The organism is Nocardioides sp. (assembly GCF_047606145.1).
Taxonomy (GTDB): domain Bacteria; phylum Actinomycetota; class Actinomycetes; order Propionibacteriales; family Nocardioidaceae; genus Nocardioides.
The window spans coordinates 114,207-134,248 of record NZ_JASGET010000019.1 but is presented as its reverse complement, the minus strand read 5'-3'; the positions used below and the strand labels follow the sequence as shown (position 1 = coordinate 134,248).

The window sequence follows — 20,042 nt, the reverse complement described above, 5'->3', positions numbered from 1 at the left end:
GATCACGCCACAACGCCCATCAGATTGTGTGCAGGATCTTGCCACGTACTTCGCCCAGGGCGATTCGGCGCCGGGCGCCGGGCGCGGTGTAGCGGAGTACCACTTCGTCCCCGTCTTCGAGGAAGGTCCGAGTCTGGCCGGATGCGGTGAACGGCTCGCTGCCGCCCCAGGAGAGCTCCAGGAAGGAGCCGCACTGTTGCTTCTCGGGACCAGAAATCGTGCCGGAGGCGAAGAAGTCACCGACGCGAAGCGAAGCTCCGTTGACTGTCATGTGGGCGAGCATCTGGGCAGGCGACCAATACATGGCTGCATACGGAGGCTGTGAGACAACCTCGCCGTTCAGCTCGACCTCGACCGCGATGTCATAGCCCATCGGCGGGTTCTCGACCAAGTAGGAGACAACTTCGGGCTCTTGCTCGGGCGTCGGCACCTTCGCGGTCGCGAGTGCATCGAGCGGGGTGATCCACGCCGAGATCGAGGTCGCGAACGACTTGGCCAGGTTCGGGCCGAGCGGCACGTACTCCCAGGACTGAATGTCGCGGGCCGACCAGTCGTTGACGCCGCAGACCCCGAACACGGTGTCGGCGAACTCGTCGGTCCCGACCCGCTCACCGAAGGGGACGGCCCGGCCGACGACGAAGCCGAGCTCCGCCTCGATGTCGAGCCGCTGACAGGGCCCGAAGGTCGGGGCGGGCTGGTCGGGGGCCTTACGCTGACCGGCCGGGCGGTGGATGTCGGTGCCGGACACCACGATCGACCCCGCCCGCCCGTGGTAGCCCACGGGGAGATGGCGCCAGTTCGGCATCAGGGCATCTCCGTCGGGGCGGAACATCTTGCCGACGTTCGTGGCGTGGTCCATTGATGCGTAGTAATCGACGTAATCGGCGACCTCAAACGGCAGGTGCAAGGTGACGTCGGTCAGCGGCCTCAGAACGACGACAGCGGCGCGGCTTTCGTCGCTCAGCAGCGTGGTGAGCCAGGTGCGTACCTGGTGCCACACGTCCTTGCCCGAGGCCATGAAGTCGTTGAGCCGATCGCTGTCGAGCACATCGGCGAATGGCTGGTTGGTGGCCTGCGCTGCGGCAGTGACGTCGAGAACGAAGTCGCCGATCCGGACTCCGATCTTTCGGGTGGTGTCGCGATCGCTGAAGATGCCGTAGGGCAGGTTGTCGAGGTCGTAGAGGCTGCCGGTGGCGCCCTCGACCCAGGAGGTGGCCGTGGCGAAGGGGTTGGTCGTGGTCATGCGTTCTCCCAGATGCGGTTGTCGAGCAGGTTGAGTGCTGCGAGGTCGTCGAGGGGCTCATGGATGCTGCAGGAGCCGTAAGAAAGGAACGTGGCCCGGGCTGCGATGACGTCCCTGTGTCCAGCGGCGCGCAAGGCGTCGGCAAGACGGGCCCCATCTCGTTCCGCGAGGGTCGTAGAGAGGCGCTCAAGATCGGCGCCCTGACGCGCCTCGAGCGCTGCGAGGAGGATGTTGAGGTAGCCGTGGTGCTCGAAGCCCGTGCTGGCTGCGGTGTGACGCACGGCGTTGTGTAGTCCCGCGGTGCATTTGAACGCGATGTCGCGCGAAACGGCGTCCTTGATCCACGTGGAGAGCTCGTCCTCAGTCGGGAATGCCTCAGCCTCCGTGCCACCGGTACGGAACTTGAGGTGTAGCCCTCCTTCGGCTACGGCGCGCAGCCCGTGCAGCCACTCCGGGTGGCCAGGGCGTGGCATCTCAACGTAGGTCGGCACTCCCGAAGGCGTCGTCGTCGCGATCTGTTCGATCTGCTCGACGATCGTGCTCTCGCTGCTCAGTTTCACCTCGAGTGCCTCCAGGTGAAGTCGCGGATCAGCGACGGCCTCCAGGGTCGGTGTGATCGCTGCGGGGGAGGACACCACGACACTAACCGGCAGGCCATCTGGGTAGTCGCTCGCCTCGACCAGTGCCGCCGCTTCGGCGAGCGCGGCGCTCGTCAGGATGAACGGTCCGACCAAGTCTCGGTGTGTGGACGCCATGTGGAGTGCGTGGGCTGGGACCGCATCGCGTAGGGACATGAGGCCGGGCGGGAACACGGCTGCGTCATCGACGAGCCTGCTGAACGGATCAGGGATTGACACGGCTCACACGTTAGCCGAAGATCATCGAAAGTAGAACAGTGTATGACCTATTATCGGTCACGGAAGGAAACGGCTGTGGCGCACTACCGTGAGATCGGGGCTATCCCGAAGACCCGGCACACTCAGTTCAGGGATGAGAATGGTCAGCTCTACTACGAGGAGCTGATGGGCGAGGAGGGGTTCTCCTCTGGCTCCTCGCTCCTCTATCACCGCGGCGTGCCCTCGGCGATCGTGGCAAGTGAGATCTGGGAACTTGCGAGCCAGGCCACCGTTGCCAACCACCCGCTTCGCCCGATCCACCTGCGCCTGCATGACCTCTTCGACACCGACCGGGCCGCCGAAGTTGACGCGGTCACCGGTCGCCGACTCGTGCTGGGCAACGGTGATGTCCGCATCTCCTACGTCGTCACTGCCACGGTCTCGCCCTACTACCGCAACGCGATCGGCGACGAGTGCGTCTACGTCGAGTCCGGCAGCGGCGTTGTCGAGACCGTCTTCGGCGTCCTGCCCTACCGCGCTGGCGACTACGTGATCATTCCGCGGGCAACGACCCACCGTTGGGTCCCCGACACCTCGGAGGGGCCGAGCCGGCTCTACCCGATCGAGGCCAACAGCCACATCGTCCCGCCGAAGCGGTACCTGTCGAAGTACGGCCAGTTTCTCGAGCACGCCCCCTTCTGCGAGCGAGACCTTCACGGCCCCTCGACGCCCCTGATCGTCGAGGGTGAGGACATCGAGGTGCTCGTCAAGCACCGCGGGAACGCCCCGGGCGGCGTGGTCGGCACCCGATTCGTCTACGCAACCCACCCCTTCGACGTGGTCGGATGGGACGGATGCCTCTACCCGTACACCTTCAACATCGAGGACTACATGCCGATCACCGGCAAGGTCCATCAGCCGCCGCCCGCGCACCAGGTCTTCGAAGGGCACAATTTCGTGATCTGCAACTTCGTTCCGCGGAAGGTGGACTACCACCCGCTCGCCGTGGCCGTGCCCTACTACCACTCGAACGTCGACTCCGACGAGGTCATGTTCTACGTCGGTGGCGACTACGAGGCTCGCAAGGGCACGGGCATCGGTATCGGCTCGATCTCGCTGCATCCGGGGGGCCACGCCCACGGCCCGCAGCCGTCGGCGATCGAGGCTTCGCTCGGCGCTGAGCGGTTCGACGAAACCGCCGTGATGGTCGACACCTTCCGTCCGCTCGAGATCGGCGAGGGCGGAACGGCCACAGACGACGGCTCGTACGCCTGGTCGTGGGCCGGGCGCAAGCTCTGAGGAGCTCGTCGTGGACAAGGTCATGGCGACTGCTGGGCAGGCCGTCGACGACATCGGCTCCGGTGCCACGCTCGCCGTCGGAGGGTTCGGACTATGCGGGATCCCCGCCGTCCTGATCAAGGCGCTGCTCGACAGTGGTCCTACCGAGCTGGAGGTGATCTCCAACAACGCGGGCGTCGACGACTGGGGCCTCGGGCAGCTGCTGGGTGCCGGCCGGCTTCGACGTGTCGTTGCGTCATATGTCGGAGAGAACAAGGAGTTCGCTCGGCAGTACCTCTCCGGCGAGCTCGAGGTCGAACTGACTCCGCAAGGCACGCTCGCCGAGCGAATGCGCGCCGGCGGGTCCGGCATCGCTGCGTTCTATACCCGCACTGGGGTCGGCACCCAGGTTGCCGAGGGTGGGATGCCCTGGCGGTACGCCGCCGACGGATCCGTTGCCCTCGCCTCCCCGGCCAAGCCGGTCGAGGTCTTCGACGGGCAGGAATATGTACGCGAGCGCGCCGTGATCGCCGACTTCGGCCTGGTCAGGGCGTGGAAGGGCGACCGGCACGGCAACCTCGTCTTCCGGCAGGCCGCCCGCAACTTCAACCCGCTGGCGGCGATGTGCGGACGGATCACGATCGCCGAGGTCGAGCATCTCGTCGAGCCGGGCGCACTCGACCCGAACGAGGTCCATCTTCCGGGCGTCTACGTACACCGTGTGCTCGCGTTGACGCCCGAGCAGGTCGCGGAGAAGCGGATCGAGAAGGTCATCACCCGGCCGGAGGGCACCTCATGACCGCGACGCGACTGAACGCGTACGACGTCGTCGACCGGGCCGAGGCCCTGGGACTCACCCCCGCGGAGTGGCGAGAGATCGCCGCTGTCGGCGTGGTCCTCCCTCGCGACGGCTCCGATCGTCCGATCGAGCCGCTCTCGCCGCAAGAATGGCGCGAGGCAGTACTCGGCGCTCTGGAGGAGGGAACCGATCGTGTCCTGGAGCCGTGAGGAGATGGCCGCGCGCGCCGCAGCGGAACTCGAAGACGGGAACTACGTGAACCTCGGCATCGGACTCCCGACGCTGGTGCCGAACTACGTGCCCGACGACGTCGAGCTCGTGCTGCAGTCCGAGAACGGCATCCTCGGCACCGGCGCCTACCCGACCGCCGGCGAGGTCGACGCCGATCTGATCAACGCCGGCAAGGAGACCGTCACGGTCCGCCCTGGCGCAGCGTTCTTCGACTCGGCGATGTCCTTCGGCATGATCCGCGGCGGCAAGATCGACGCCGCCATCCTCGGTGCCATGCAGGTCAGCGCCCGCGGAGACATCGCCAACTGGATGATCCCGGGCAAGATGGTCAAAGGGATGGGTGGCGCCATGGACCTGGTCCACGGCGCGGCTACCGTGATCGTGCTGATGGAGCATGTCGCGAAGGACGGCTCCCACAAGATCGTCGAGGAGTGCTCGCTGCCGCTCACGGGCAAGAGGGTCGTCGAGCGCATCATCACCGACCTGTGCGTCCTCGACGTCAACCATGCCGGTCTGCGCCTGGTCGAGCTCGCTCCGGGCGTGACCGTCGAGCAGGTCCGGGCCGCGACCGAGCCCGACGTGCTCACTCTCTGATCCGCTGACGGCCCCCGCGGGCTGCATCTCGAACTGCTGCCGCGGCCTGTTGCCGCGGCGCAGCCCTCTTCCCGGCCCGCGCATCGCTGATCTCGAGTCGTTGTGACGCCACCGATCCCCGAGGTTGGATCGCAACGGCGGTCGGGATCGACGCTCATGTGAGGACGAGGCAAGGAGTTGGGTCAGATGGTCGAACGCACGGTGAGGATCGGCGGCGCCTGCTCGGTCGACGCGGGCATGGCGTTCACGCAGTTGGCCGACCACGCGAGTATCGACTACCTGATCGTCGACTACCTGATGGAGCACGGCATCGCGAAGATGGCGGCTCGACGGCCTGAGCCGGACACCGGCTTCGCGGCCGGATTCCTCGGCCCAGAGGTTCGCGAGGCACTCCCGGGACTGCTCGCCCGCGGCGTCCGCGTGATCAGCAGCGCCGGCGGGCTGGACCCGCTCCGCTGCGGTGAACTCTTCGAGCAGATGGCCGACGAGCTCGGACTGTCCCCGACGGTCGCGGTGGTCCACGGCGACGACGTGCTCTCCCTGGATCGCACCGGCTGGACAGAGATGTTCCGAGGAGATCCCTTCCCGCCCGAGCTGGCGAGCAGCAATGCCTATCTCGGCGCCCGGCCGATCGCCGCAGCGCTCGAGGGCGGCGCCGACATTGTGATCACCGGGCGCGTGGTGGACTCCGCCCTCGCACTGGGGCCGCTCCTGCACGAGTTCGATTGGGCGCTCGATGACTACGACCTGATCGCAGCCGGATCCCTTGCGGGACACCTCCTCGAGTGCGGCGCGCAGCCGGCGGGCGGGATCCACACCGACTGGCGCGAGGTCGACTTCAGCAACACCGGGTTCCCGATCGCCGAGATCGGTGCTGACGGCGTCTTCACCCTCACCACCGCGCCGGGGACCGGAGCGCTCAGCATCGGCACCGTCGCCGAGCAGCTGGTCTACGAGATCGGCGACCCCCAGCGCTACCTCCTTCCCGACATCACTGTGGACAGCAGCCAGGTTCAGCTCACCGAGCTCGGCCCCGGTCGGATCGAGGTCCGCGGCGCCCGTGGATACGCCCCCACGGCGACGTACAAGGTCTGCTCCATCGAGCGGGTCGGGTGGCGCACGATCGCGCTCAACGCCATCGCCGGGAACGACGCCATCGAGAAGGCCCACAAGAACGCCGCTGCCGTGCTCTCGCGCGCCAATGCCCAGGCCGCGCGACACGGGTGGGAGCCGTTCGAGGAGATCGGCCTGGACGTGATCGGGTCAGGCCAGAGCCTGGGTCGCCACGCCGCTCCGGTGGCTCTCCAGGAGGTGACCTACCGCCTGGTGGTCGACCACGCCCGCGCCGACGCCGCCGAGGCGCTGCTGCGGGCCAACACCGCCAGCTTCGTCTCGATGGCTCCCGGCACCTGCTTCCTCGCTGCCGAGGTGCGCCCTCGCATGCGGCTGTGGTCGTCGTTGCTCGACAAGAGCCTGGTCCGCTCCCGCTACACGATCAAGGGCGTGACGCACGAGATCGCCGAGGTCCGGCACGACTGGTTCTCAGGCGAGGTGGCGAGCATCGAGCCGCTGCCGCGGGGCGTTGCCGACGCGACCGGAACCGCGGTCAGTGTGCCTCTCGGTCGGCTTGCCTTCCTTCGCTCGGGGGACAAGGGCATCGATGCGAACGTGGGTGTGATCGCGCGTTCGGCGGCGGTGCTGCCCTACGTCGCCGCCGCGTTGAGCGCTGAGGCGGTGGCCCAGTGGTTCGAGCATCTGGTCGCGGGCCCCTCCGGCCCGCGGGTGGATCGTTTCGCGCTGCCGGGCATCGGCGCGCTCAACTTCGTCCTCCACGACGCGCTCGACGGGGGAGCGATCTCGTCGCGACGCTTCGACGATATGGGGAAGTCGCTCGGCCAGCAGTTGGTCGATTTCCCCGTCCTGGTTCCGGCCGCGCTCGCCGCCGACCTGCCGTCCTCCGATGCGCCGTCCCGTTCAGCCGCGGTGGTGTGACGGTGTGCGCATGACGAGCTCGTCGACGGCGTAGGCGACGAAGCCCTGCACCTGGGCGTCGAAGTCGTCGTCGATCGTCTCGACCTGGGTCAGGAACCTGGTCCGCTCCTCGACGGAGTCGAAGTACAGCTCGACGGTGAACTGGTACGGCGCCTGGGCAGGAGCCCCGTTGGCGTCGCTCCGGTTCAGGAGATAGCCCGCCAGCGCGTCACCCGCGACCGCCAGCGTCGCTGGAGCGTGGTCCTCGACCAAGGTGTGCCAGAACTCGTCGGGGTCGACGCCGGACTGGAGGTTGAACTGGCAGAGCGTCTTGAGCATCGCGATCCTCGGTGGTGCGCGGGCAGATGATGCCGTCGACGCTACACAGGGTGATACCCGGGGCCAGCCGAGGTGACACGCCATCTGCACGCAGAGGCAACCGGGCCGCACCAGGGCGAAAGAGGATCGTGTTCTGCCGGCCGTAACGTGCAGGAATCGACCGACGAATGACGGAAGGCAGGATCGGATGAGACGAGTCGAGGGCAAGGTCGCGCTGGTCACCGGTGCCGCAGGTGGCATCGGTCGGAGCCAGGCCGTACGTCTGGCGGAGGAAGGAGCCGATGTCATCGTCGTCGACCTCGCCGAGTCGTGGGCGACCGACGACGACATCTCCGCAGACCTCCAGGCAACGGCCGAACTCGTCCGGGCGAACGGCCGGCGCGCTCTGGCTCGGACGGCGGACGTCCGTGACGCGCAGAGGCTTGCAGAGATCGCGACCGAGGGTGCTCGGACCTGGGGGCACCTCGACATCGTCGTCGCCACTGCGGGCATCTTCACCAGTGGCCCGACGCTCGAGCTCCCGCCCGAGCAGTGGAACGCGGTCCTGGACGTCAACCTCACCGGGGCGTGGAACACCATCAGAACCGCCGTACCCCACATCGTCGCCGGCGGAACGGGCGGAGCAGTCGTCGTGACCTCGTCGGTCTCGGGACTGCGCGCCTACCCGTTGCAAGGCCACTATGTCGCCTCCAAGCACGGCCTGATCGGACTCGCCAAGACGCTCGCACTCGAACTGGGTCCGCACTCCATCCGGGTCAACGCCGTCAGTCCCGGCGGTGTCGCCACGCCGATGCTGCTCAACGAGGAGACGTTCGCCGAGTTCGCCGCGGACCTCCCGGCGCACGAGCGCACCGAAGAGAACGTCAGGCAGGCCTTCGCCGCCGGCAACGCGCTCCCCGTGCCGTGGGTCGACCCGGTCGACATCGCGAACGCCACCCTCTTCCTCGTCTCCGACGAGGCTCGCTACATCACCGGCGCAGCCCTTCCGGTCGACGCCGGTGGACTCATCGTCTGACAGAAGAAACCTCAGAAAGGGACGCGACGACATGACTGGTCGGGTCGAAGGAAAGGTGGCGCTCATCACGGGCGCCGCACGGGGGCAAGGCCGCGATCAGGCGCTCGCGCTGGCTCGCGAGGGTGCCGACATCATCGCTGTGGACATCGCCCGGAGCGTCGAGGGGTTGGACGAGTTCTACCCGGGCACCTCCGGTGACGATCTCGACGAGACGGTCCGGCTGGTCGAGGCAGCTGGAGGTCGAATAGCGGCGACGCGCGCCGACGTCCGCGATCTCGATGCGATGTCGGCGGCGCTCGATGTCGGCCTGGATCGGTTCGGCAAGATCGACATCGTCTCCGCGACCGCGGGCGTGCTCGTGTTCGGGGTGCCCGCCCACGAGCTCACCGGCGAGCAGTGGGACACGGTGCTCGACATCAACGCGAAGGGCGTGTGGCACACCGCCAAGGTCGCCATCCCGCATCTCATCGCCCAGGGAACCGGCGGATCGATCATCCTCAACAGCTCCACGGCCGCCCACCGAGCAGAGGTCGGTGGGCTCGCCTACGTCGCGAGCAAGCATGCAGTCGTCGGGATCATGCGGACCCTTGCCAAGGAACTGGCGCCGTACTCGGTGCGGGTCAACACAGTTCATCCGTGTGCCGTCGCTACGCCGATGGTTCAGAACGACCGCATCTACCAGGGCTACAGGCCCGACCTGGACGCCCCGACACTGGAGCAGACGACGGCAGACTTCGTGGCCGAGAACATGCTTCCCGTCCCGTGGATCGAGGTGGAGGACGTCTCCAACGCGGTGGTCTTCCTCGCATCGGAGGAGGCGCGTTACATCACCGGCACCGAGCTGAAGATCGACGCCGGCTACACCATCAAATAGCGGACCGACTCCACCCGTTGCGAGGTCTGAGCCCATGCGGGCTCGGGCCTTGCTTTCGTTTGCCGACCCTCGAGTTCCCGGCCGGCCTGTTACACGCACGTGGCGATCAAGGCATATCGGGGCCACCAACTCGGCGCCCATGTTTCGAGAATGTGACGGAGGTCTCGTTGTGCACCCAATGCCAATGCTGCTGCGCGGGAACGAAAGAGACGGTCCCTCGCCCGGAGTTACTGTGCCGCAACTCGTGAAACGGAGCGCTGTTTCGCGCAGACTGCCGCAAGGACGAAGGGACTCAGAGATGATCAGAACCAACGTGCCGACAACCTCGATCGGGAGCCGCGCCAGCTCGCGCGCCGCGCTGATCGCAGCTTTCGTTCTCGGATCGGTGGGCGCTGGAGGCTTCACGCTGCTTCCGGTGACCCTTCCAGCTCTTCAAGACGCCTTCGACCTCTCCAATGGAGCGGTTGGTCTTGTCAGCACTCTGGAGCTCATCGGGGTGACCAGCGGAGCGCTGACCGCGGGTGTGCTCGTCCACCGTCTCCCCACCCGCCCCTTCGCGATCACGACCATGAGCGTGCTGCTCGCGTGCGGCTTGGCGACGATGCTGGTCAACCAGATCGCGGTGCTCGCAGCCGTGAGGTTGGTGGACGGAGTCATGGCCGGTGCCGCTCAGGTGATCTGCTATTCGATCATCGCGCGAAGCGCCGATCGTCCCGATCGGCGCTTCGCGCTGCTGGCGATCTTCCCGCTCATCTACGGCACGGTGTTCTTCTGGTTCGTTCCGCGATTCGAGCACGCCGTCGGCTGGCACGCGTCGTTCATCGTCCTGTGCGTCACCGACCTCGTCGGCCTCGTCGCATCCTTCTGGATCGGACAGCTGGCTCACGACCGGTCCGACGCGGTCCGTCCCTCCATCACCCACGCCCTGCCGCCTGTCCGCGGCCTGATCTCGCTCGGCAGCATCGCGCTCTACTACGTCGGGGTCTGCGCCATCTATGCCTTCGCGTTCAACATGGGCGTGAAGATGACGGGCTCGGACACCATCCCCGGCACCATCCTCTCGCTGTCGCAGTTCGTCGGGATGATCGGCTGCGTCCTGGCGATGGCGAGTGCCAACCGGATCTCGCGGCGCGCCGGCATCCTCAGCGGGATGGGCGTCACGATCCTGGGAACAGCTTTCTTGTTCGCCGGAGAGGGCGTGGGCTACTACCTGTTCGCCATGCTCGCGATCAACCTCGCCTGGAACTACCTCGCGGGGCCGCACATCGGCGCTGTCGTCACCATGGACGGTCGCGGCGTGACCGCGGGGTTCCTGCCTGTCACGATCAACGGCGGCGCAGCGCTCGGCCCGCTGCTCGGTTTCACCGTCAGTGGCGACGACTACGGCCTCCTGCTCGGCACCGCTGTCGGTCTCACGTTCGTGTCGGGCGCGATGATTCTGGTGGCGCTGCGCGGTCACAGCGACCTCGCGCATGGCGGGCCGGTGCTCGAAGAAAAGGCTGTCGTCGATCTCGCGATCTGATCCGTACTCGCCCGCACCCGACCCAGTCACCCCTCTGACGTCTACCGGATCGTGCCGCCGCGCGGCACGGTCCGGCGACGAAAGGACTCCCATGTTCCACGCTTTTGCGATGCCTGCCCTCACCGAGGACTTCAAGCCGGTGCAGCGCACCCTGCCTGAAGGAATCGATCGCGAGGTCGCCTACGTCCAGTCGTTCACGGGCATCGACCTCCTCGTCGTCGCACAGTCTGGACCGGAGGCGGGACGTGCCTCGACGATTGCCGCAGACCGCATGCCCGACGACATCGTGCCGCTCTTCGCGGCAATGCCAGAAGACGTACCCGGTGACGATCTCTACGTGTCGGCGGTTCCCCTGCTTCCCGGGATGCGCGCGGCGTCGCTTGAGTTCGGCCGCGAGCTGCAGGGGCGACGCATCTCGGACCTCCTGGCCGAGATGCGTCGCTTCGAGCACGGCGAAGTGGTCTTCCAGCAACACGGCGACGTGGATTACGTCATCCCCATCGTGATCGGGATCCGGCCGTGGGACGACGAGCATCGGGTCGCCCCGGGGGAGGGTGACTTCAACGTCTGGATGAACCAACATCTCGCCGCTCTGCACGGCATCGACTTCGGTGACACCGCTCCGCCCGCCAACAAGCAGTTGTGGGACCTGCGTCGCTGAAATTTCGCCCGCATCGTGGATCATTGCCAGAGCGCACCCATGTGAGGAGCTCATGAGAAGCGAGACCCATCTCCCGATGCAACGACTGACGTCCTCGGAGGGGCGCGCCTACGAGGCCGCGATGTGGCGCTCGCTCCTTTCCTCGACCTCGGTCAAGGTCCGCGTCAGCCCGGGGGAGGAGTCGTTCGAAGGGTCGATCCGGTCCCGGGCCTTCCAAGGGGTCGTCATCTCCCGGATCAGGGCGGGAGCCCATCGCGCCGAGCGGACAGCCGCGATGATCGAGGCCGGGGAGTCGAAGGGCTACATGCTCTGCATCCAACTCGTCGGGACCAGCCGTTGCACTCAAGGTGGCCGCACCGCACAGCTAGGGCCTGGCGACGTCTCCATGATCGAGAGCGACCGCCCCTACGATCTGCACTTCGATCCCGGTGTCGAGTGTCTCGGCATCTTGATCCCCGAGAGAGCGATCGCTCTGCCCGCTTTGAGTCTGCGACGGCTCGCGGCCACCCGCGTCCAGCGGGACGAGCCTCTCGCCGCCCTGGTCGCGGCGTTCGTGGACAACCTGGAATCCAGGTGCCAACTGCTGGACGAAAGTGTCCAGCAACGCCTGATCGGGAACGCGGTGGATCTGATCGAGACGCTCTGGGCGGATCAGCTGCGTCGGTTGGAGCAGGAGACTGATTTTCCGACCTCGATCCCGTCCGCGGTGATGCGGTACATCGAGCTGAACCTGCCCGACCCGGAGCTGTCTCCGGCATCCATCGCCACGGCGAACTACATGTCCGTCCGTAAGCTCCACGGCCTCTTCGCGCGCGAAGAGATCAGTGTCTCGGCGTGGATTCGGGAGCGTCGGCTCGAGCGGTGTCGAGACGACCTCGCCCGGCGAGATCTTGTCGACGTCCCTATCTCCCGGATCGCTGCCAGGTGGGGTTTCACCAGCCAGCCGCACTTCAGCCTGCTCTTCCGTAAGGCCTACGGTACGACGGCATCCGACTACCGAACGGCCATGGCCGAACAGACCGGCTGAGTCAGCCTCCTCGCAGTGCACCTTCATCGTGGGTGCGGCCGACTGTCGCATCAGCGCTGGGTGCACGCGACGCGCTGGTCGTGAGACGGGCGGCTCGTTTGACTGGGAGTGCACGAAGGAGGCCCCATGAACCCCGGTGAGATCGCAGTGATCCTCGGTCGGCACGGGATCCGGCCAGACCACCTCGACCTCGAGGTGATGGTAGAGATCGCCACGGCGCAGGCACTGATGCTCGAGCGCCTACGAGAAATCGCTCTCGAGGAGGAGTCGCTCTCCGCTCTGGCATTCGTGCCCGCCCAGATCGTGTCGGCATGCTGAGCCTTCGTGAGACGGTCCGATCCCAAGCCGACCGCAGCATCACTCCGTTGGAGTTGCTCGCCGAGAGCAGAGCCACGACGACCGCTCGCGACGACGACCTCGGCGCGTTCCTGTCCCGCTTCGAGACCGAGTCCTCCGATCTGGCGGGCCGGCTGGGGGCGGCCGGCTCACGGCACGACACGCTCACGATGCCACTGCGTGGGATCCCGGTCGCGGTCAAGGACCTGATCTACACCACGGAGGCCCCCACGACGGGACAGAGTCGCGGCTTCGGGTCGACAAGACCTCAGCTCGAGGGGACCGCCGTCCGACGACTGCGCCTGGCAGGGGCGAACGTGGTGGGAAAGACCACCACGATGGAGCTTGGCGCGGGGGTGTTGGAGGAGGGCTCGACCTCGGTGTTCCCGCGGAACCCATGGGACCGGGCGCGCTGGCCGGGCGGCTCGTCATCCGGCTCTGCGATCGCAGTGGCGAGTGGCATGGCGTTGGCGGCGTTGGGAACCGACACTGGTGGCAGCATCCGGTGCCCCGCTGCGTTGTGCGGCGTCACCGGTTTCAAGCCCACCCACGGAGCGGTCCCCGCTGACGGCATGATCCGTGGCGGTGAGAGCTACGAGGTGATCGGTCCCCTGGCGCGGACCGCAGAGGACTGCGACCTGCTGCATCAGGTGCTGGTCGGGACGACTGTCAGGCCGGTGGAGGAGATGACGCCGGCCGGGTTGCGAGTCGGGGTCGTCCGTGACCTGTCCGACGTCGACGATGAGGTGTGGCAGACGCTCGGGGCCGCGGAGGACGTGTTCGCGCATGCAGGCTCGGCGGTCAGCACGGCCCGCGTCGACGGGTGGACGGATCTCGCCGCTGTCGCGGGCCTCGGAACCGTCGCCGAGCACTTCGCGACCATGTCTGATCAGTTCGCTGAGCGGTGGTCGGACTTCGGTCCTTCAGCTCGCCGCATCATCGGGACCGGCGCGCTACTCGGCGCGAGTGACTACCTCCTGGTCCAGGCGGCCCGGCGCGCCCTGTGTATGCGTGCCGCTCGGGTGTTCGACGACGTCGACGTACTGATCACTCCCACCACACCACGCGATGCGCCGCTGCACACCGAGATGCACGAGCTGCGCCGCTTCATCCCGCTGACCAGTCCCGTGAATGCGCTCGGCTGGCCGGCTGTATCGATTCCCATGGGTCTGAGCGCTCGCGGCCTCCCACTCGGAATGCAGATCATCGGTCCGCCTGGATCGGACAGATTCGTGCTCGGCGCGGCGCACGCCTACCAGGGTCTGACGCGGTGGCACCTAGCTGATTGCACGCAGACGTAAGGGGGACGCGCCAGGACGAAATGCGTCCTGCGTCTCCCGCCTTAGGGTCGACTGAGAGCGTCACACACGTCTGGCGCCATTCGAATCTCAAGAGACGAGGGAACACCGAGATGACCACTTTCGCGGTTTTCGGCGCCAACGGCTACACCGGTGACGCCATTCGCACCGAGGCGCTTCGTCGTGGCCACGACGTCCTTGCCTACAGCCGGTCCGGTGAGCTGCGTGACGGTGCGCAGCCCGGGTTCGGCATCGCCGGCAGCCTCCTCGACCCAGCTGTGCGTGCCGAGGCGCTGGAGAAGGCTGACATCCTGGTGATTGCGTTCCCCGCGCGTGAGCTCGACGGCGAGAAGCTCAAGGACCACGTCGTCGCCATCCTCGCCGAGGCGGCGAAGGCAGATGTCCGGGTCGGCGTCGTCGGCGGCTCCGGCTCGCTCGAGGTCGACGAGTCCGGGACGCGGCTGCTCGACACCGAGGGATTCCCGCCGATCGCTCTCCCCGAAGCGCAGAGCCACGCGGAGCTGCTCGAAGAGCTTCGTGGCGCACCCGAGGGTGACTGGTTCTACCTGAGCCCGGCCGCCGTCTTCGGTGCCCACGCGCCTCAGGAGGCGATCGGCTCCTACCTCGTCGGCGGCGATGTGATGCTGAAGGACTCCCGCGGCCAGGCCGCGATCTCGGCTCCCGACTACGCGCTTGCCTTCGTCGACGAGGTGGAGGAGCCGAAGCACCACAACCAGCGGTTCTCGGTCATCGGCGCCTACTGATGGCAGGAGGGCTCGCAGGCCGGGCGGCGATCGTCACCGGTGGCGGGGGAGGGCTGGGTCGGGCTTCCGCCCTCGCCCTCGTCCACGCGGGGGCGGCTGTCGCGGTCGTCGATCTCCGTCCGGAGTCCGCTGACCGCGTCGCCGAGGAGATCTCCGACCTCGGCGGGCGAGCCATCGCCCTCAGCGGCGACATCAGCGACGAGGCGACCGTCGAGAGCCTCGTGGCGCGGACAGCCGAGGAGTTCGGCCGGATCGACGTGCTGCATAACAATGCCGCGCTGATGGACCCGGATCTGGCAGACCTCACCGTGCTCGAGTTCGATCCTGCCGTGTTCCACCGGGTGCTCTCGGTGAACGTCGTCGGTTACGCACTGACCGCGAAGCACGCGATCCCTCAGATGATCGCGGGTGGCGGGGGAGTCGTCGTGAACACGGCGTCCATCGCGGGGCACGCAGCGGAGCTGGACCGGATGATGTACGGCACGAGCAAGGCGGCCATCCATGGGCTGACCCGGAACATCGCCATCCAGCACGGTCGCGACGGGATTCGGTGTGTCTCGATCTCGCCGGGAGTGATCGCAACGGCAGCCCTGCGGGATCACCTCAGTGCCGAGGAGATCGACCAGTTCGCGAGCCACACCGCGCTCGGCCGTCTGGGCACGCCGGAGGAGGTCGGAGCGGTGGTCGCCTTCCTAGCGAGCGACGCCGCGGCGAACATCACCGGCACCGACCTCGTCATCGACGGCGGCACTCTCACGCAGTTCCCGACCGTTGGCGGGCAGCATAGGCGCGCATCGGGCGGGGGGCACGATGACTGAGTTGCATGCACGAGTCGCCCTGGTCACGGGAGCAGCGCAGGGCATCGGTGCGGCTCATGCCCGCCGCCTCGCCGAGGCCGGGGCGGCCATTGTCGTGGCCGATGTGCAGGTCGAAGCGGGAGAGCAGGTGGCGAGGGAGCTTGTGGCCACGGGTCACGAGGCGGTCTTCGAACATCTCGACGTCCGCGATGCGACGGAGTGGGAGCGGGTCGTCGACGCGATCCTCGAGCGTTGGGGTCGTCTGGACGTCCTGGTCAACAACGCTGCCGTGCTCGGCACCGCAGCTGCGCCGCTCGCCGAGACCGAGGTCAGTTGGGACATGGTGACAGCGGTCAACCAGCGCGGCGTGTGGCTTGGTATGCGTACGGCTATCCCGGCGATGCGTCGCCATGGCGGTGGGTCGATCATCAACATCGCCTCCGTGTTCGGAATCGTCGCCTCCGAGGGGCACGCCGCCTATCAGGCGACGAAGGGAGCGGTTCGCATGATGACTCGTAACGCTGCGGTGAACCACGCCCGGGACGGGATTCGCGTCAACAGCGTCTCGCCCGGCATCGTGGACACGAGCATGGCGGCCGAGGCCGACGTCGATGACGACGAGTACGTCGACAGGACCCCGATAGGGCGGATGGGACGACCCGAGGAGATCGCGGAGGTCGTTCTGTTCTTGGCGAGCGACCGTTCCAGCTTCATCACGGGCGCCGACATCGTCGTAGATGGTGGCTACAGCATCGTCTGATGAAGAAGCCCCGCCTCCGCGGTGTCCGCCGGCGGACTTTCGCGCTTGCGGTGTCAGCCGTTGGCTGCGAGGTCCTCAGGTGTGATCACGACGTGGCTCTGCACCTCGACGGCGCTGAAGTTCCGCACGTACTGCTCGAAATGAGTCTCGGCTTCCCCGAATCGGGATTCATCGGTGACGCGGTCGAATTCCGCGCGAGCTGCCTCGTCCTCGAACCAGAGCTCCACCATCCCCCAGAACCGTGGATCGCCGACCAAGGGGGAAGCGACCCGGCTGATCACGTATCCCTTCAGCAGGTCCCCACCTTGCCGTGCGATCTCGTCGGCATGCGAGATGACGTGCTGCCGCCAGAAGAGGTCAGGGTCGAGGTCGGTGGGAAGCTCGAAGAGTCCGACGGTCTTGATCATGACGAGCAGGCTAGGTGCTCGCTAGCCCGCAGCAGGGTCACTCGCGGGAGTCTGCGCGCGGGTGACAGCGCCCTGCATGGATCCGGACTCGGCGTCGTCAGATCGCCGGATACGGTCGCCATCCACGGCGACACCTTGGTCGCCCCACGGAAGGAGCCGTCATGGCAGATCGAGTGCGAGACAAGATCGCCGTGGTCAGCGGTGCCGGCCAAGGCATCGGTGCTGCCATCGCTACCCGGCTGGCAGCCGAAGGCGCCGTTGTTATCGTCACCGACATCGTCGAATCGGCAGCGGAAGCGACGGCGGCATCAATTCGGTGCCACGGCGGGCATGCCATCTCATGGGCGCTGGACGTCGCCGATCCTGCCGGCTGGAAGAGCGTCGTCGCTGCAACGACCGGGGAGTACGGCCGCCTCGACATCTTGGTCAACAACGCCGGAGTCGGCAGCTTCGAGGGTGCTGAGAGCGAGACGGTCGACGGCTGGAACTGTGTGCTGCAGGTGAACCAGACCGGCGTGTGGCTCGGGATGAAGTACGCGATCCCGGTCATGCGATCTCATGGCGGCGGGTCGATCGTCAACATCTGCTCGACGATGGGCATCGCCGGCGATGACGGCCACTTCGCCTACCAGGCGACCAAGGGCGCGATCCGGACGATGTCGAAGAACATCGCGATCTCCCACGTCGCCCACGGAATCCGCTGCAACACGGTCTGCCCCGGCATGATCCTGACGGAGATGGCGGGGGAGGAGGACGACGCAACGACGCAGGAGTTCCTCGACCTCACCCCGATGCACCGCCACGGCACACCCGACGAGGTCGCGTCCGGAGTCCTCTACCTCGCGAGCGACGAAGCCAGCTTCGTGACCGGAATCGACCTGGTCATCGACGGTGGATACCTAGCGCGCTGACTCGCGCCCACCCGACCGAGGGTCAGGCGGCGACGTTCTTCACCCACGAGATGAGGTTGGTCGTGGCGTCGCCGGTGCGCTCGGCCTGGGTGTGGCCCTGGCCCCAGACGGTCGCGAAGTCGAGGTCGTCCACGCCGTAGCTTTCCAGCGCCAGGTTGACCTCGGTCGTGTTGGCCGTGTCGCCCTGCATGATGCCGGTCCGGATCCGCCAGTGCGGCGCGACGGTCGCGCTCTTGTGTCCCTTGTAGTAGCTGGTGAGGAAGTAGAGCGGGTTGTACATCGCCCCGCGGTAGCTCACGGTCTCGCCGGTGCCGTCGGTCTTCTTGAAGTCCGAGGCGTACTCCGAGGCCGCGTAGTCGTCCTTCCAATCGTCGTACTTCTCGTAGCTCGACTGGTTGGCCTTGATCACGTTGCGGGAGACGGGGGAGAAGTGCAGGCCGTCGGTGTTGAGGCCGAAGACGACGTTCTCGGTGGCGCTCCGGTCGGGGCCGTCGAAGACGCCGACGCTCTTGGAGGGGCTCTTCTGGCTGGCCACGAAGCCTGCGAGACCGGTGATGGTGGCCTTCTTGGTGCTCGCGTCGTAGGTCACCCAGGTCGTGTCGGCGTTGAGGCTGGCGATGTAGTCGTCCAGGGTGTCGTACGTCGTGGACGACTCACTCGAGCTGCCGGCTGCTCCGCCGGCGCTGCCGGAGCTGCTGCTGGGCATCACCATGCCGGCGGAGAACGAGTTCGACGGGGTGTAGGGAAAGGTGGTGTCGGCGATGAAGTTGTTCAGCGATTCCTCCACGACGGAGACGATGTGGTCGTAGTAGGTGCCGGAGTCGGAGGTGCCGAGCGAGAGCGCGGTGCCGTCGGTGGACGTCATGGCCGCGCCGAGCGCGTTGAGGTAGGGCGCGTAGAGACTGCTGTCGCCGGACGCGCCCGCGACGGAGCTCTGCGCGCCACCGCCGTTGTGGCCGAAGACGAAGACCTTGTCCTTGGCGCCGGGCACGAGGTCGGGGTTGAACCGGACGTAGCGGATCGCGGCCTTGAGGTCGACGACGCCCCACGGCGCGTTGCCGGTGTAGTCGTCGGTGTTGCTGTCCTTGCTACGGATACCCGCCGCGACGTAGACCAGGCCCTCGGTCAGGAACGAAGAGACCTCGTCGTAGCTGTACTCGCTCGGCGGCTTCTGCGCCGCGTAGCCCGGCGCGTTGACCGGCATCACGATCGGCGCCGTGGCGCCGGTGTAGCTGCCGACCGTGCCTGCCCGGTGAGGTCGACCTGAGGCCTCAACGAGAATATCCCGCGAGCCAGAGCGGAAAAGGAGGCCTGCGGACCCGGCAGCTCGCCGGTCGAGCTTCATAATGTGCTATGGACTCCGCTCGCATCTCCGGCGCCGACGAATGGGAGAACTTCGTCAGTCAGAGCTTCTACGCGATGTCGGTCGATTCGGCACCCTCGAAGTTCATCGCTGCCGTGCGATCGGCGGCGCTGAGCCCAGCCATCCGCCTCTCCGAGCTGCGGGAGAATGCGCCGACCGCGTTGCGTCGGAGCGCCTCGCTCGTGCGCTCCAACCCCTCAGATGAGCTCTTGTTCCTCACCCAGGGCCGGGGCGAATCGCAGATCGAGCAGGCCGGCCAGCGCACCACCCTCAGGAGCGGCGAGGCGACCTTCTGTGATCCCAGCGTCCCGTATTCCATCGAGTCCAACGGGGATCAGTCCGTCACGATGGTGGACCGCGCGGCGGTGCTGCCGCCCCGGATCAGGGCCTCCGACGTCCGCCTTCGCCCGTTGAGCTTGACTCTGAGCCCGCTTCGGGTCTTCCGCCTTCTCGCGGAGGAGATGGTGTCTCACCCTGCTGACGACGGCGCTGCGGACAGCCTGTCAGTCGCCCATGCTGCTATCGAACTGCTCCGCAGTGCAGCGGTCGCCGCCGCCACGTCAGACGTTCAGGTGCGCTCCTGGTCGCGCGAGACCCAGCTGCGCGCGGCCAAGGAGTACCTGCTCGCGCACCTCGCAACTCCGGGGCTTCGCATGGAGCAGGTCGCGGCCGACAACCAGATGTCGGTGCGGCAGCTCTCGGCGATCTTCGCGCCGGACGACTCTCCCGCCGCGTTCCTGCGTCGCGAACGCCTTCGACGCGCGCACCTGGATCTGGTCGATCCCCGACTGGCCGCTGTGCCCGTCGCGGCGATCGGCGTCCGCTGGGGCTTCGGCGACGCCTCCTCCTTCGCCCGTGCGTATCGCCGCGCGTTCGGACATTCCCCGCAGGAGGGGCGCTCCATCGGCGGAGCCGGGGACCTGCCAGACCCCCGCACGCGGTGACGGTTGCACGTGTGTGCATATTCGGCACGCGCGCGCCCGTTCCGGCATAGCCCGTAAACGCTGGGTTCCAAG

22 protein-coding genes are annotated in these 20,042 nt (G+C 67.1%); 17 read left to right on the top strand and 5 right to left on the bottom strand.

Translation table 11 applies throughout. The features are described 5' to 3' along the window. Positions 1–19: 19 nt before the first annotated feature. Entirely contained in the window at positions 20–1,243 is a 1,224-nt protein-coding gene (fahA, locus tag QM638_RS03025) for a fumarylacetoacetase (protein ID WP_415140456.1), read from the bottom strand. Further along, positions 1,240–1,977, bottom strand: a complete 738-nt coding sequence (locus QM638_RS03020) for a hypothetical protein (RefSeq protein WP_415140455.1) — start codon at positions 1,975–1,977, stop codon at positions 1,240–1,242. The genes fahA and QM638_RS03020 overlap by 4 nt, the downstream gene beginning before the upstream one ends. Before the next feature lie 198 nt (positions 1,978–2,175). On the opposite strand from QM638_RS03020, the gene QM638_RS03015 reads away from it, so the two are divergent. The 5 genes from QM638_RS03015 to QM638_RS02995 all read left to right on the top strand — a co-directional run bounded on the left by QM638_RS03015 (position 2,176) and on the right by QM638_RS02995 (position 6,973). Continuing rightward, on the top strand, positions 2,176–3,378 hold the full coding sequence (locus QM638_RS03015) for a homogentisate 1,2-dioxygenase (protein WP_415140454.1): 1,203 nt from the start codon (positions 2,176–2,178) through the stop codon (positions 3,376–3,378). A 10-nt stretch (positions 3,379–3,388) separates the two neighbouring features. Next, entirely contained in the window at positions 3,389–4,156 is a 768-nt protein-coding gene (locus QM638_RS03010) for a CoA transferase subunit A (RefSeq protein WP_415140453.1), read from the top strand. After that, entirely contained in the window at positions 4,153–4,365 is a 213-nt protein-coding gene (locus QM638_RS03005) for a hypothetical protein (protein WP_415140452.1), read from the top strand. Before QM638_RS03010 ends, QM638_RS03005 begins: the two co-directional genes overlap by 4 nt. Continuing rightward, on the top strand, positions 4,349–4,981 hold the full coding sequence (locus tag QM638_RS03000; protein WP_415140451.1) for a 3-oxoacid CoA-transferase subunit B: 633 nt from the start codon (positions 4,349–4,351) through the stop codon (positions 4,979–4,981). Before QM638_RS03005 ends, QM638_RS03000 begins: the two co-directional genes overlap by 17 nt. Positions 4,982–5,167: 186 nt before the next feature. Next, positions 5,168–6,973, top strand: coding sequence for an acyclic terpene utilization AtuA family protein (locus QM638_RS02995; protein WP_415140450.1), 1,806 nt, complete (start codon positions 5,168–5,170; stop codon positions 6,971–6,973). On the opposite strand, the gene QM638_RS02990 is transcribed toward QM638_RS02995, so the two are convergent. Beyond that, entirely contained in the window at positions 6,956–7,291 is a 336-nt protein-coding gene (locus QM638_RS02990) for an EthD domain-containing protein (protein ID WP_415140449.1), read from the bottom strand. The genes QM638_RS02995 and QM638_RS02990 overlap by 18 nt on opposite strands. 187 nt (positions 7,292–7,478) lie before the next feature. Here QM638_RS02990 and QM638_RS02985 point away from each other — a divergent pair, with 187 nt between their 5' ends. The 10 genes from QM638_RS02985 to QM638_RS02940 all read left to right on the top strand — a co-directional run bounded on the left by QM638_RS02985 (position 7,479) and on the right by QM638_RS02940 (position 16,345). Beyond that, positions 7,479–8,306, top strand: a complete 828-nt coding sequence (locus QM638_RS02985; RefSeq protein WP_415140448.1) for a mycofactocin-coupled SDR family oxidoreductase — start codon at positions 7,479–7,481, stop codon at positions 8,304–8,306. A gap of 31 nt (positions 8,307–8,337) precedes the next feature. Next, a complete protein-coding gene (locus QM638_RS02980; protein WP_415140447.1) occupies positions 8,338–9,180 on the top strand; it encodes a mycofactocin-coupled SDR family oxidoreductase in 843 nt (280 codons plus the stop codon). A gap of 298 nt (positions 9,181–9,478) precedes the next feature. Beyond that, a complete protein-coding gene (locus QM638_RS02975; protein ID WP_415140446.1) occupies positions 9,479–10,702 on the top strand; it encodes an MFS transporter in 1,224 nt (407 codons plus the stop codon). A gap of 109 nt (positions 10,703–10,811) precedes the next feature. Beyond that, positions 10,812–11,363, top strand: a complete 552-nt coding sequence (locus QM638_RS02970; RefSeq protein ID WP_415140445.1) for a hypothetical protein — start codon at positions 10,812–10,814, stop codon at positions 11,361–11,363. A gap of 52 nt (positions 11,364–11,415) precedes the next feature. Then, complete coding sequence (locus tag QM638_RS02965) at positions 11,416–12,390, top strand: helix-turn-helix domain-containing protein (protein ID WP_415140504.1); 975 nt, start codon at positions 11,416–11,418, stop codon at positions 12,388–12,390. A 126-nt stretch (positions 12,391–12,516) separates the two neighbouring features. Then, positions 12,517–12,708 carry a hypothetical protein gene (locus QM638_RS02960; RefSeq protein WP_415140444.1) on the top strand — a complete coding sequence of 64 codons (192 nt, stop codon included), beginning with the start codon at positions 12,517–12,519 and terminating at the stop codon, positions 12,706–12,708. 47 nt (positions 12,709–12,755) lie between these two features. Next, positions 12,756–14,027 carry an amidase gene (locus tag QM638_RS02955; protein ID WP_415140443.1) on the top strand — a complete coding sequence of 424 codons (1,272 nt, stop codon included), beginning with the start codon at positions 12,756–12,758 and terminating at the stop codon, positions 14,025–14,027. A gap of 110 nt (positions 14,028–14,137) precedes the next feature. Further along, complete coding sequence (locus tag QM638_RS02950) at positions 14,138–14,788, top strand: NAD(P)-dependent oxidoreductase (RefSeq protein ID WP_415140442.1); 651 nt, start codon at positions 14,138–14,140, stop codon at positions 14,786–14,788. Then, entirely contained in the window at positions 14,788–15,606 is an 819-nt protein-coding gene (locus QM638_RS02945) for an SDR family NAD(P)-dependent oxidoreductase (protein WP_415140441.1), read from the top strand. Before QM638_RS02950 ends, QM638_RS02945 begins: the two co-directional genes overlap by 1 nt. Continuing rightward, positions 15,599–16,345, top strand: coding sequence for an SDR family NAD(P)-dependent oxidoreductase (locus QM638_RS02940; protein ID WP_415140440.1), 747 nt, complete (start codon positions 15,599–15,601; stop codon positions 16,343–16,345). The genes QM638_RS02945 and QM638_RS02940 overlap by 8 nt, the downstream gene beginning before the upstream one ends. Positions 16,346–16,398: 53 nt before the next feature. Here the strand turns inward: QM638_RS02940 and QM638_RS02935 are convergent, their stop codons facing one another. Continuing rightward, positions 16,399–16,752 carry a hypothetical protein gene (locus tag QM638_RS02935; protein WP_415140439.1) on the bottom strand — a complete coding sequence of 118 codons (354 nt, stop codon included), beginning with the start codon at positions 16,750–16,752 and terminating at the stop codon, positions 16,399–16,401. 161 nt (positions 16,753–16,913) lie between these two features. On the opposite strand from QM638_RS02935, the gene QM638_RS02930 reads away from it, so the two are divergent. Further along, a complete protein-coding gene (locus QM638_RS02930) occupies positions 16,914–17,663 on the top strand; it encodes an SDR family NAD(P)-dependent oxidoreductase (protein WP_415140438.1) in 750 nt (249 codons plus the stop codon). A gap of 22 nt (positions 17,664–17,685) precedes the next feature. Here QM638_RS02930 and QM638_RS02925 read toward each other — a convergent pair whose 3' ends face one another. Next, complete coding sequence (locus QM638_RS02925) at positions 17,686–18,870, bottom strand: hypothetical protein (RefSeq protein ID WP_415140437.1); 1,185 nt, start codon at positions 18,868–18,870, stop codon at positions 17,686–17,688. Between the two features lie 146 nt (positions 18,871–19,016). Here QM638_RS02925 and QM638_RS02920 point away from each other — a divergent pair, with 146 nt between their 5' ends. Then, positions 19,017–19,970 (top strand): helix-turn-helix domain-containing protein, encoded by a 954-nt coding sequence (locus tag QM638_RS02920; protein WP_415140436.1) that lies wholly within the window; start codon positions 19,017–19,019, stop codon positions 19,968–19,970. Positions 19,971–20,042 lie beyond the last annotated feature (72 nt).

Coding starts and splice junctions, on each gene's coding strand:
- fahA (WP_415140456.1), bottom strand. CDS start 1,243: ATGACCACGACCAACCCCTTCGCCACGGCCACCTCCTGGGTCGAGGGC.
- QM638_RS03005 (WP_415140452.1), top strand. CDS start 4,153: ATGACCGCGACGCGACTGAACGCGTACGACGTCGTCGACCGGGCCGAG.
- QM638_RS02995 (WP_415140450.1), top strand. CDS start 5,168: ATGGTCGAACGCACGGTGAGGATCGGCGGCGCCTGCTCGGTCGACGCG.
- QM638_RS02990 (WP_415140449.1), bottom strand. CDS start 7,291: ATGCTCAAGACGCTCTGCCAGTTCAACCTCCAGTCCGGCGTCGACCCC.
- QM638_RS02985 (WP_415140448.1), top strand. CDS start 7,479: ATGAGACGAGTCGAGGGCAAGGTCGCGCTGGTCACCGGTGCCGCAGGT.
- QM638_RS02980 (WP_415140447.1), top strand. CDS start 8,338: ATGACTGGTCGGGTCGAAGGAAAGGTGGCGCTCATCACGGGCGCCGCA.
- QM638_RS02975 (WP_415140446.1), top strand. CDS start 9,479: ATGATCAGAACCAACGTGCCGACAACCTCGATCGGGAGCCGCGCCAGC.
- QM638_RS02970 (WP_415140445.1), top strand. CDS start 10,812: ATGCCTGCCCTCACCGAGGACTTCAAGCCGGTGCAGCGCACCCTGCCT.
- QM638_RS02965 (WP_415140504.1), top strand. CDS start 11,416: ATGAGAAGCGAGACCCATCTCCCGATGCAACGACTGACGTCCTCGGAG.
- QM638_RS02960 (WP_415140444.1), top strand. CDS start 12,517: ATGAACCCCGGTGAGATCGCAGTGATCCTCGGTCGGCACGGGATCCGG.
- QM638_RS02950 (WP_415140442.1), top strand. CDS start 14,138: ATGACCACTTTCGCGGTTTTCGGCGCCAACGGCTACACCGGTGACGCC.
- QM638_RS02945 (WP_415140441.1), top strand. CDS start 14,788: ATGGCAGGAGGGCTCGCAGGCCGGGCGGCGATCGTCACCGGTGGCGGG.
- QM638_RS02940 (WP_415140440.1), top strand. CDS start 15,599: ATGACTGAGTTGCATGCACGAGTCGCCCTGGTCACGGGAGCAGCGCAG.
- QM638_RS02935 (WP_415140439.1), bottom strand. CDS start 16,752: ATGATCAAGACCGTCGGACTCTTCGAGCTTCCCACCGACCTCGACCCT.
- QM638_RS02930 (WP_415140438.1), top strand. CDS start 16,914: ATGGCAGATCGAGTGCGAGACAAGATCGCCGTGGTCAGCGGTGCCGGC.
- QM638_RS02920 (WP_415140436.1), top strand. CDS start 19,017: ATGGACTCCGCTCGCATCTCCGGCGCCGACGAATGGGAGAACTTCGTC.